We start from the raw sequence: 11,835 nt of genomic DNA on the forward strand, positions 1-11,835 counted from the left end.
ATAGATTAGCGAATATTTCAAACTCGATAAATACGTGGTTTAATAGCCTAAAAAATAACATCTTACCTTAACAAAAATAAGGTAAGATATTTTATTCTCACTGAGGTGTTAAAGACATAATAACGGTTTCAAATGGTGCTAAAGTGATCATTGCGGTTTTTTCAATTGTGGCAGGTTTATCTGCATGAAATTGGCTTGCATAATCAATCGTGATTTGAAAATCTTGAACGGCATTGGCAGGCAGTTCTAAATCATTTCGTAAATCAAGGTAGTAAACTTGCGGTTTATCAGAGGGATTGCGTAAGGTAACAATTGATTTATCCTTAGTCCAGCTAGCCCAGCCATAAACAGCCAGTTTAGTAGGATCTTGTCCTATCCAATGCGTATCAAATAATATATGTTGATGATTCCTCGCCCAATTTGCCGCTTGAGCCAAAGTATCCCAATTTGTGGTAGAAAGTAATTCAGGAGTAATATACATTTCTTGCAATTGGGTACCGGTTGCGAAATAACTCCATACTTGATCAGCAAAATCCGTATCGCTTTCGTGTTGTAGATGTTTAGCCTGTTTTGCATAGACAATGCCATGTAACATTAATGAATTTAATGGAAATAAAGGACCCTTCATAATAATTGAACGATAAGTTTCTGCATCACGATACGTCAACCATTGTTGAACTTTTGTACCTGGACCATAATAGTTCACATCATCGCCTCCTCGCCATATTGAATCAGCATAAAACAGCCAAGATGGTGTGGCTTGTGTACCGGTTGTTAAATTGACATATAAATTATGATTAGCTCGACGCATATCTTGAATTAGATCAATCGCAGCATCGAAATCGCTGGTAAATTGACTTCCTGCAATAACTTTATCAGCATTACCGGTGCCATCAAGTTTGAACATGTTGATATTTTGTTGATTAATTAAGTCAAGAATGCGTTTATGAAAATTAGCATAATAGTTAGGACCGGATAGTGCCAATTTTCCATCCATGGTTTCATAACCAAACTCAGATGCATTTTTAACACGAGTATCTCTAGGTTTGTTATACCCTCCCCAGGGTGATAACCAAATACCAAGTGCAGCATGATATTTTTCAGAAGCACTTTTTAGTTTTTTAAACTCGTTAGGAAAATTGATACTAAACCCCCAATTACCTTTTAAGTTATCCCATCCATCATCAAATAAATAACCATCAAGTTTGACATGTCGTTTTTCTACCAATTCTTGTCCATACTGATTGATACGTAATAATGCTTCTTTTTCGGTATAAGGATTAAAAAAACCAATATCAAGCCAAGAATTATAGTGCAAATAAGGTGCATAAGGCCGCTGGCGTACAGCATTAATAAATTGGTTAACATGACGTCTTAGCTGACCCATTTCAAAAGTACCAATATACGTTTTGTAACTTAAAGTATGATTTATTTGTAAAGGAATTGCCTGAGGAATTTTTTGCAATACACCTCCCTCGTAAGCAATGGTATGGGTAAGCGGATTTTCAGGAATAATAAAAAAAGTGTCACTTATTATTGGTGAACTCACTACAGAACCATAAACAAAAGGCGACTGTGAATGGAACGGCATTAATGAAACAGCCGTCATTGAAAGCGGTTTGCTTTTAGGGGTGATTTGCAGTTCAAAACTCGCAAAATGATGCTTATCATTTAAAGATAATATTGTTTGAACATCAATATCATGACCAGTGTACATTAATGTCATGTTATTATCTTTCTGATAAAATTGTTCTAATTGAAAATCTTTATCAGTCAGTTTTTCACCCGAACTTAATGTAATTTCAAATAAAGTATCAACTTTGATTTGATGACTATTTTTAACATTAATAAAATCTAAAGAAGTAATACTTTTTTTAACGTCACTCTCCGAAATCTTGATGATAGTATTTTCTCCGGATAATTGATAGTCCTTAGCCCAAGCACAATAGACAGGCAAACACAGAGCCGATAATACCCCGACTGTTATCCAATTTTTCATATATTTTTTCATTACTCCCTCACGTTTGACAATAAAACTTAAAGAAAAATTTAACAAATTCAATAATCAGTATAATTCGGTTAGAACACTTAAATTGTGATCGTGATAGCAGTTTGTAATTTGTTAACATTTCTCAGAAAGACTTTTGTGTATATCAAAAGGAAAGAGTGAACCTAACCTAATAAATAGTGGATAGAAGAAATTTAATTAATTTACCGTGAGTTAAAAAAGTAACAAAACGCAAGCCTTTTAAATTTTCAAAGACACCGTTACTTTTATCATGCAATGTGATGAACCTCACAATATAAAAATTTTAGAATCAGTCAGCATACTCATTTTAAAAAATTACATTGATCCAATTGGTTTAAAATACGCTCAATATTCTGATCATCATTTTCAAGCTGAAGATAATTTTTGCTAATAAAAAGTATCTGTCATTTTAGCCTGTAACCCCTAATACTAGGATTTACCGATGAGTAAAAATAAACGGCTCTCTTTTTGATGAGCGATAAATTACTCTTCTTTTAAAAAAAACACAGTTGTTACGTAAACTCCCAAAAAAATTTTCTGGAAAACATCAAATTGCCATCATTTAATTGTTAAATGATGGCGAATAATCGATACTTTAAAAAAATAAAAATGGGCACATAACCCATTTATCATTGTTCTAATAATTTTAACTTAGCTATCACGGGGATATGGTCACTGACTAATGGCCATTTGATGCCCTTCCACTCATTACCATCATTAGGGATGATCAATTGATCTACATGCCATATTTGATTACGACTGGTAAAGATGTGATCCAGATCTAATCCAGGATTACCCGCTGGCCAAGTGCGAGTATCAACACCCTCTTTTTTAACTCGATTCCAATATTTACCCAATTCTTTAATAACCTTGTCACTTTCAACAGAATTAAAATCTCCTAGCAAGATCATAATGCCACTAGCTAGATTAGGGAATTCATTGTCTAAATCAAGATCATCAAAAACGATACTATTAATAAATCGAGCTTGTGACATTCTCACTTCTTCTTCTTCATGCCAATCAAAATGGCTATTGAAGATATAAACAGGTGAATCAAAGCCCGGTACATTAATTTTGCTAAGCATAAGAGACCTTTGCTCATAAGAACCGGATGGCAACAAAAAAACTTTATTTTTTTCGATAGGATATTTTGACAAAATCGCATTACCGTAATTTCCTCCTTTCATTTCCGTTGCTTTTCCATAAACATAATGCATTCCGGTTTTTTCAGCTAAAACTTTTGCCTGATCTACTCCATTACTACGAGAGGTTTTTTGATCAACTTCTTCAAGTGTGACAATATCAGCATTCATGGCTTTAATGGCATTAGCGACTAAATCCAGATCAACTTTGTGCTTTCTTAGTCCACCTGCAATATTGTAATTGGCAACGGTTATTTGAGGTTGTTCACCTTCTGCATAAATTTTATTAGGCGAACTTTGAAATTGTGTTTTCACCAGATCTTCATCGGCATAAACATTAAAACAGAATGAAAACAACCCCATAAAAGTAACTATCAAAAAATTTTTTTTCACGTTAACTATCCTTATAAAAGATTCAGCGAGTTAAAATTACTCAATAGTTATATTACGTTAAATGATAGTTTGTTTTTGAGATTTTTATCACAACCCAACGTTTTTAGTGTTAAAATTAACGTAGCTAAAAATAGCCATGCTATTGCAGCATGGCGTATTGACAATTTAAATGGACTTAAGATTATTTATTAAAAATTGTCATTTGTACTGGATAATGATCGGAATAAGTATCAGTAAATTCATCTTTCAAAACGTTCACATCAATGACATTATTTTTAAGTTTCTCAGATACATAAATATAATCATAGCGCAATGGTGTTGATGCCTGATCATAAAATACTTTAGTTGGCGCAGTTGAAATGAATGATTTGTTTTTCAATTTTAAAGCATCAATAAAACCCGCATCAAGTAGATTTTGTTGCACAGTGTAACTTAATTGACCATTAACAAGATTATCTAAAATTGGACGTTTCTTTTGTTTCTCTTTGATATCTTCCAATAAATGACTGTTGTCATATTCAATTTTGTCTGCCGGTGAAAACGAATTTAAATCGCCAGCAATAATCCAGTTTCCTTTAGGATCGGAACTGTATTTGATTGAATCAATAATTAAATTGATTTCATCTATTCTTTTTGAAGTCCAAAATGGATTCATATGCGTTATGACAAAATGATAGTTACCCACATCCGCATACAAAGCACCATGCCATAGATTATCAACAACTTTATTGACGTTAACAATTGGGTATTTTGAAGTGATCGCTACAGGGAAGACAGCAGGATCATTAGGTGATTCTTTTAATAGTACGGCGTAATTGTGTCCATAACTCGCTGCAAATTTTTCCAATTTTTCACGAGTAAAAAAATTCATCTCTTGCCAAGCAATAATATCGGCATTTTGCATTTTGACCCAATCAATGAATTTTTGTTTCCCTTTTGACTCATCCAATTTCATGCCATTATAGACATTATAGCTAATGATTTTTAATTCTTTTGCTTCTTCAATTGATGCGAAAGCTGCCGAAGAACTCAGAATAATAGCACCGATAATAGCCGCGAATTTCAATTTAATGTTAATCATACGTTATTCCTTTCATTTATTTATACTTTTCATAGATATTATATTGAATGATTTATAAAGGAATCTTTTTTTATAATTTGTGTGATACAGTTCAATAATTTTATTCAAAATACATCGGATTGGTTGGATTATTTAACTTTCACTTCAAGCCTTAAATTCAGGAATACTGTAAACCTATTTTTTAAATATTACTGGATGATTATTTAACGGACTGGGATTTAATAAGGTTAAATAAACATGGGCATAAATTTAAACTGATTTATGCCCATTGAGTGAATTCTGATCGCCAATTGAAAACTGTGTTTAAGGTCTTCACCTCCAATTGAACAACTCCTGATTATTTTAGGATTTATGGAAAGTATCGCGTGAAGTTAACTGTGAATAAACATTACCGGATTGACGATCTGTTGTAGAATAAAATTCATGATAACCATTTGGTTGCAAAATCATAACTTCGCAACGCTCTTTAGATTCAATTTTATCTAAATCAATTGTTGATAATACCTGTTTTTTTGATTTCGGAAAACTGTCTAGGAGTATAGAAAAATCATTTTTTCATCTGTCTTTTCAAATTCATTGTAGCAAGGAAATCCTAGTCACCATTTAATTTACTTGTTTGCGCATGATAGGACTTTTCACCTCTAACCTTGACAAAATCAGGTCATTCTTAAACGATTGAAAAAAAACAAAATAGATAAAAAATGATTCAGTCTCTATTTTACTATTAATCATCACGCAACTTCTTCAAAAAAGTTTCAATGATCTAATCTACTGCTGAGGCCAAATGAATCGACCTTTAGCATCAGGATCTTCATTGATAAATCTTTTTAAAATCTCTGATTGATAAAGCGCTTTAACATCTTTAGCCCATATCGCGTTTACATTGTCTTTTTTTACAACTACCATTAATTCCAAATTAGGGGATAACTGTTCTTGAAATAAAACATTCTCAGCGGGTATCTTACTTAACCATGCTACACCACCAGGCATAATGGCATAATCCACTTCACCTAAGGTTCTCGGTATGATTTCGGATAATAATAATTTAAATCTCAAATCATACTTATTTTCAGCGATATCATTAATCGTTGCCGTACCAAATTTTGTGTCAGGTTTAAGTGTGATCCAATTTAACTTTTGCAATAATAATAGCGCTCTCGCTGTATTGGAGGGATCATTAGGGATTGCAATGATTTGATTTTGTGCAATCTCATTAATTGAATCATGCAATTGTGAAAACAGTGCAGCTGAAATGGATGGAATATGCACTAATGATACTAAATTGTTATTTGTTTCTTGATTATAAACATCTAAATACGCTTGATGCTGAGCCGCATTCATATCAATACTTCCCTCAACTAAAGCCGTATTTGAATCTCTTAAAGAACTGAAATTAACCAGTTTAACCACGTAGCCTTTCTGTTCGAGCTCTGGTTTTACTACTCGCTCCATCAAAATATTGTGCATACTCGGCGGTAAACCCACTGCAATTTCTTTTTTGTCAATATTATTGGTTTGCTCAGTAATTGATTTTTGCTCACAACCAAATAAAAAGAAACCAATCATCATTGAAATGACCAAATTAAACGGTATTCGCATTATTAATCCTTATATTTCCGTAGATTAAATCTATACTATGATATTTATTATTTCTATAGCTGACATTATAATGAGTAATACAGCAATAAGTTAATACCAAAAAATGATATGTTTATGCGAATTGGATATATAGGAACTAGAACTGGTTTAGATAAATAGAGTCACATTTCAACAAACGCTACAGCTATCAATAATTTATAATTGTACCCAAAACCCTTTAACCCTTGTCCAATGACTTTTCTTACTTATTTCAATTCAGTTAATCATTACCCCTAAAATGATATCAGACCCTGATAGGGGTAACGCATTGAATCAATTGATTCGAATTATAAAGCGCCTACGATAGGATGTGGCACATAAAGTTCCTCAAGATAAGTGACATCTTCTTGAGTTAAATTAATCTTCAATGCTCCTACTGCATCGTCTAGATATTGAGTTTTCGTTGCACCAATTATAGGTGATGCGACGCCTTTAGCAAACTGCCATGCTAAAGCCACTTGTGTCATAGTGACATCATAATTTTCAGCAATTTTATGTACTCTTTGTACAATGTTGGCATCTGTTTTTTGGTAACGGTCATATTTAGCAACCGCGGTTTTATCGGTTTTGCTGCGTAATGTATCAGTCTGCCATTCTAAACGTGATAATCTGCCCGCGGCTAAAGGGCTATATGGCGTTAATGAAACATTAAATTGTTTGCAAACGGGAATGAGTTCACGTTCATCTTCCCGGTACAATAAATTATAATGATTTTGCATAGAAACAAACTGCGTCCAGTGATTTTGCTTAGCCACTAATTGCATATTATGAAATTGATAACCATACATCGCTGACGCACCTAATGCACGAACTTTTCCTACTTTAACCAAATTATGTAATGTTTCCATGGTTTCATCTATCAGCGTGCTGTAGTCAAAACGGTGGATAATATACAAATCCACGTAATCGGTACCAAGACGTTTAAGTGATCCATCGATCTCTGTTTCGATCGCTTTTTTGGAAAGGTGACCTTCATTAAAATAAACTTTTGTGGCGATAACGACTTTGTCTCGGGCAATATTTTTTTTAATTGCACGTCCTACATATTCCTCACTCGTACCAGCAGAGTAAGTATTTGCGGTATCAATAAAATTGATGCCTAAATCAAGGGCATGTTTAATAATGCTCTCACTTTGATCAGGATTAAGTGTCCATGCATGCATTTGACTGGCCGGATCGCCAAAACTCATACACCCTAAACAAAACCGAGACACTTCAATGTTAGACGTGCCAAGTTTTATGTAATCCATAACTTCCTCCTTTCTTGCTACTAAATTGACTGAGGTAAACGTTAGCTTCAATAAAAGCCAATAATATTGTGTTGATAAGCTGATTGTAAACAGTAATTTTATTGAGATAAACAGGGTATTGATTTATAGTATCATGAATAAAATTCATTAATTCTGCCCAATATGTATAACTTTAATGAACTGAATTATTTTATCACCATCGCCCAGACAAATAGTTTTGTAAAAGCGGCAAAGTCTCTGCATGTCTCATCATCGGCACTGAGTCATAGTATACGTAATTTAGAAAACCGCCTTGATTTACGATTATTTAATCGTACAACCAGAAGTATGTCATTGACCGAAGCAGGTGAACAATTATTTAAACAAATTGCACCATTATTCAAGTCCATTAATGATGAAGTCAATGCTTTAGCGAATTTTCTTGATACACCCTCGGGAACCATTAGAATTAATGCAACCAATCTTGCAGTAGAAACGATTCTATATCCCAAATTACGCGACTTTTTAATTCAATATCCTCAAATAAAGATTGAAATTCAAGCTGACAATAATTGGGTGGATATTGTTGAGCAAGGTTTTGATATGGGGTGCCGTATAGGTAACGATCTAGCTAAAGATATGGTTGCGGTAAAAATATCAGAACCGTTGAAAATGGCATTAGTTGCCAGCCCAGATTATTTAAAAAACACAACAAAACCCAAAAAAATTAATGAATTAGATTGCCATAAATTGATAGGATTAAAGATCTCTTCTCATCATGGTGTAGAATTATCATGGGAATTTAACGACAATGGCAACACTGTGATTTATCAGCCTTCTTCACAATTAGTTCTTAATAATCATCTTCGCAAACAGGCTGCATTAGACGGTTTAGGTATTACTTGGGTCGGTCGGCGAGAAGTTGAGAAAGAATTAGCTGAAGGAACTTTAGTTGAATTATTAACGGATTTTGCCATCACCTATGAACCTTTTTATATCTATTATCCCAGTCGAAAAGGTCATTCAAATGTATTCAAACTTGTGTTAGAAGCATTGAAAGACTAAATCATGAGCGTTAAATACAAAAAAATCCAATTTTTTACTAAAACGTATATATAATCTGAAACTTTTTAACAAAACAATCTTAATACAACTCTATGATTTTTCGATGATTTAAATAAACCATCAATAAAGTTTAATTGTTCATAACCCATTAGGCAAGGATTTAAACTAAACTACTCCGGTAACAAATAAATCTGTAAAAAATATTTAGGAGTCTATACCGTTTCATTTTATTTTTTTTACATTCAAGTTGTAGATATACGCTGTTTTTAAATTTTTTATATAAAAAAATTGCTGATTTCATCACATGAACAAACAGCCCTGAATCATTTATATTGCAGTCAGTTTAACTTGACAAGTTGGGGGATTATTTTTTATTTTCAATTTCACAGAGTGACATAAAAAGATTTTTAACAATATTATGTTCAATCCTTAAACTACTCACTTCTGATTCGTATTTTTGACTTAAATCTAATCTACCAATCATTATAAAATGGATATCAGGGCTTACTATTGAAAATTCAGATGAACCAGAAAGCGTATATTTATATCTTCCTATTCAATAATTTTACTTTGACTATCTCAATCATCCATGTTTGCCGTAAAAGAATGGGTGAATTTATTTGAAATAAACGGAAAAACCATTTTTTGATTCGGTAGGATAACAGCCATTAGGGGCTCAAACTTGATTAATTAATGAAACGTTGGCATGACCTGAAGTTTTTTTACAAAAAAAACCTTCATTTTAAATCAATTTATTATGACTGCTGTAATTATAGCCTATTTAGCCTTGACGATTAATGAAGCCAATGCTAATATTTGCAGCCTGTTGAGACAGAGCACTACGGCGCGTTGGCAGAGTGGCCATGCTGCGGATTGCAAATCCGTCTACCTCGGTTCGACTCCGGGACGCGCCTCCACAAACATCTCAAAAGAGCATATCACTAATACCCACTTCCTTCGAGTTATTATTTATTTTCTTTATTTAGATGAAGGAACCGAATCAAACTGAGATAAACATCAATCAATTTTGTTACTCTAAGTATTATTAGGGTCAATAACAGATTCAATGTTGATTCTTACCTTCTTTGTAGGCAATTTAAAATATTTTTCAATTTTAGAACTTATTTACTATACTGACGTTTAAATATTTCAATTTCGAGGTGAGCTATGATTAATTTGAAACTCAGGGAAGTAAAAAATGATCTGTCGTTAAAAGAATTAGAAGTTGCACAGTACATTATGATCCATTCTCAAGCTGTAAAAAATATGAGTATTCAAACTTTAGCAAAACTCAACCATGTTAGTACCAGCACAATTTTAAGATTATGCAACAAACTGGGTTACAGTGGATTTAGCGATTTTAAAATTGATCTTATTTCGTCATCACCTCAAAAATTAAGTTCCGATATTTTACAAGATGATATTAATCTTAATGACACCTTGCAAGATGTGAATAGAAAAGTTCAGGCTATGGAAAAATCCTCTATCGATGAGACACACTCAATGGTAAATCTTAAAGCATTCGATAATGCTATTGATTTGATTATAGCAAGTAAAAAAATCGTTATTTTTGGTGTGGGCAGCAGCGGTTTAGTTGGAAAAGAATTGGAATATCAACTCATTAAAATCAAAAAAAATGTTAACTGTCATTTTGACGCGCACATCAGCCGAAATATTGTCAGCACACTTGGTAAAAATGATTTGATCATTATTATTTCTCATTCAGGCGAAACACCTGAATGCGTGGAATTATTAAAACTGGCTGAAAATTTAAAAGTGGCATCCATTGCCATCACTAAAATGGGGCAAAGTCAGATATCGTCCTTAGCGAACATTGTTTTACATACTACCTCAATGGAGCATGCTTCTCGACTGATTCCTATTCGCTCTAAAATTTCGCAAATATCGGTTATGAATATGTTACTGACCAATTTATTTATCAGAAAATACGATGAGCATTTGCTTGAGCAAACGCAAAGTCGCGAAAAACGTAAATATCCCCATCATAAATAATGGTTTTAAAGCAGAGTTTGACCATGACCATTTGAAAATACATTAGTGCTATTTACTGTATCGACTTTAATGTTGTTTCTTTTCCCTTCTCAATAAATCATATCATTAATATAACATTATGTTATTCAATAATTTTTCAAGTCAAACATGATCCAGTTCACAAATTCCTAAAAATTTTTAAAAAAAAGATGACTTAATTTGCACTTCGATGTAATTTTATTACTAAATAATAAATAATTTTAAGTAACATTATTACATCTTATTAAATGTGTTTGAATGAAGGAAATTTAAAATGGAACGACAATTACCCATTATTTTAGCCAGTCATGGACCCTTTGCTCAAGGCGCGCTTGAGTGTGCTCAAATGCTTATGGGACAACAGCAAGACATCGAAGTAATAACAGTTTTCGTCGATAGCAATATCGATCTTCTTCGGCAACAGATGGCAGAAAGTTATCAGCGCCTAAATAAAGGTGACGGTGTTATTATTCTTGTAGATCTCATGGGCGGCACACCATGTAATCTTGCTGGTGAACTTTTAATACAACATGGTAATGTACTACTCTTTAGTGGATTCAACATTCCAGTATTGCTTGAAGTTCTAAATCATCGAGCAGGCTCCCTTAACGACGTTAAATCTGCCATTGAAGAAGTTTTTTCGCAAAGCTGTGTTGACGTTGCGCAAGTACTGAATTCACAACGTGAACAATTTGCTGATTTGTAAGGAGAACAATATGCCAATTCATGTAGCAAGAATCGACGATCGTCTTATTCACGGACAAGTTATCACCACTTGGGTAAAAAACTACAATATAGAACAAGTCCTGATTATTAACGATAAAGTGGCTAACGATAAAGTTCAACAATCGGTATTAACCATGTCTGCCCCACCAGAATTAAAAGTGTTAGTTTTTGGCGTTCAACAATTTATTGAAATCCTCAAAAAAACGCCTATCAAAAAACGGACTATGTTATTGTTCACCAACAGCATCGATGTCAATACGCTTGTATCAGAAGGATTAGAGATCGAAAAGCTCAACGTGGGAGGTATGCGTATGCAAGAAGGACGCCATCAATTATCACGAGCTGTTTCCGTCACACCTGAAGAAGAACAAGCATTCAAAAGTCTCATTGAAAAAAATGTGATTGTTGAGGTTCAAATGGTTCCCAAAGATCCAGTTGTTTTGCTCAATACACTGATTAATTAATCTTAATTAGCTATTTATTGATTATATTTGGAGGTTA

10 protein-coding genes and 1 tRNA gene are annotated in these 11,835 nt (G+C 33.2%); 5 read left to right on the forward strand and 6 right to left on the reverse strand.

Annotation, left to right across the window (positions count from 1 at the left end; genetic code table 11):
* Window positions 1-97: 97 nt before the first annotated feature.
* The 6 genes from J3U19_RS09515 to J3U19_RS09540 form a co-directional block, all read right to left on the reverse strand.
* Window positions 98-1,999: an enterotoxin gene (locus tag J3U19_RS09515; RefSeq protein ID WP_324123821.1), complete on the reverse strand. Its 1,902-nt coding sequence runs from the start codon at window positions 1,997-1,999 to the stop codon at window positions 98-100.
* Between the two features lie 659 nt (window positions 2,000-2,658).
* Window positions 2,659-3,564, reverse strand: coding sequence for an endonuclease/exonuclease/phosphatase family protein (locus J3U19_RS09520; protein WP_267340909.1), 906 nt, complete (start codon window positions 3,562-3,564; stop codon window positions 2,659-2,661).
* 181 nt (window positions 3,565-3,745) lie between these two features.
* Window positions 3,746-4,645, reverse strand: a complete 900-nt coding sequence (locus tag J3U19_RS09525) for an endonuclease/exonuclease/phosphatase family protein (RefSeq protein WP_267340911.1) — start codon at window positions 4,643-4,645, stop codon at window positions 3,746-3,748.
* A gap of 768 nt (window positions 4,646-5,413) precedes the next feature.
* A complete protein-coding gene (locus tag J3U19_RS09530; protein ID WP_267340912.1) occupies window positions 5,414-6,244 on the reverse strand; it encodes a MetQ/NlpA family ABC transporter substrate-binding protein in 831 nt (276 codons plus the stop codon).
* Window positions 6,245-6,570: 326 nt separating this feature from the next.
* On the reverse strand, window positions 6,571-7,533 hold the full coding sequence (locus tag J3U19_RS09535) for an aldo/keto reductase (RefSeq protein WP_267340913.1): 963 nt from the start codon (window positions 7,531-7,533) through the stop codon (window positions 6,571-6,573).
* Window positions 7,505-7,681, reverse strand: a complete 177-nt coding sequence (locus J3U19_RS09540; RefSeq protein WP_267340915.1) for a hypothetical protein — start codon at window positions 7,679-7,681, stop codon at window positions 7,505-7,507. The genes J3U19_RS09535 and J3U19_RS09540 overlap by 29 nt, the downstream gene beginning before the upstream one ends.
* A gap of 14 nt (window positions 7,682-7,695) precedes the next feature.
* Here J3U19_RS09540 and J3U19_RS09545 point away from each other — a divergent pair, with 14 nt between their 5' ends.
* From J3U19_RS09545 to J3U19_RS09565, 5 genes are all read left to right on the forward strand, one after another.
* Complete coding sequence (locus tag J3U19_RS09545; protein WP_267340917.1) at window positions 7,696-8,577, forward strand: LysR family transcriptional regulator; 882 nt, start codon at window positions 7,696-7,698, stop codon at window positions 8,575-8,577.
* 843 nt (window positions 8,578-9,420) lie between these two features.
* Window positions 9,421-9,494 (forward strand) — tRNA-Cys (locus tag J3U19_RS09550).
* Window positions 9,495-9,744: 250 nt separating this feature from the next.
* Window positions 9,745-10,590, forward strand: coding sequence for a MurR/RpiR family transcriptional regulator (locus tag J3U19_RS09555; RefSeq protein WP_267340918.1), 846 nt, complete (start codon window positions 9,745-9,747; stop codon window positions 10,588-10,590).
* A 292-nt stretch (window positions 10,591-10,882) separates the two neighbouring features.
* The gene (locus J3U19_RS09560; protein WP_267340919.1) at window positions 10,883-11,314 is read left to right on the forward strand and encodes a PTS sugar transporter subunit IIA; all 432 of its coding nucleotides are present in this window, start codon (window positions 10,883-10,885) and stop codon (window positions 11,312-11,314) included.
* 10 nt (window positions 11,315-11,324) lie between these two features.
* Window positions 11,325-11,798, forward strand: coding sequence for a PTS system mannose/fructose/N-acetylgalactosamine-transporter subunit IIB (locus tag J3U19_RS09565; RefSeq protein WP_267340920.1), 474 nt, complete (start codon window positions 11,325-11,327; stop codon window positions 11,796-11,798).
* Window positions 11,799-11,835: the final 37 nt, after the last annotated feature.

Source organism: Gilliamella sp. B2828 (assembly GCF_026537125.1).
Lineage (GTDB): Bacteria > Pseudomonadota > Gammaproteobacteria > Enterobacterales > Orbaceae > Gilliamella.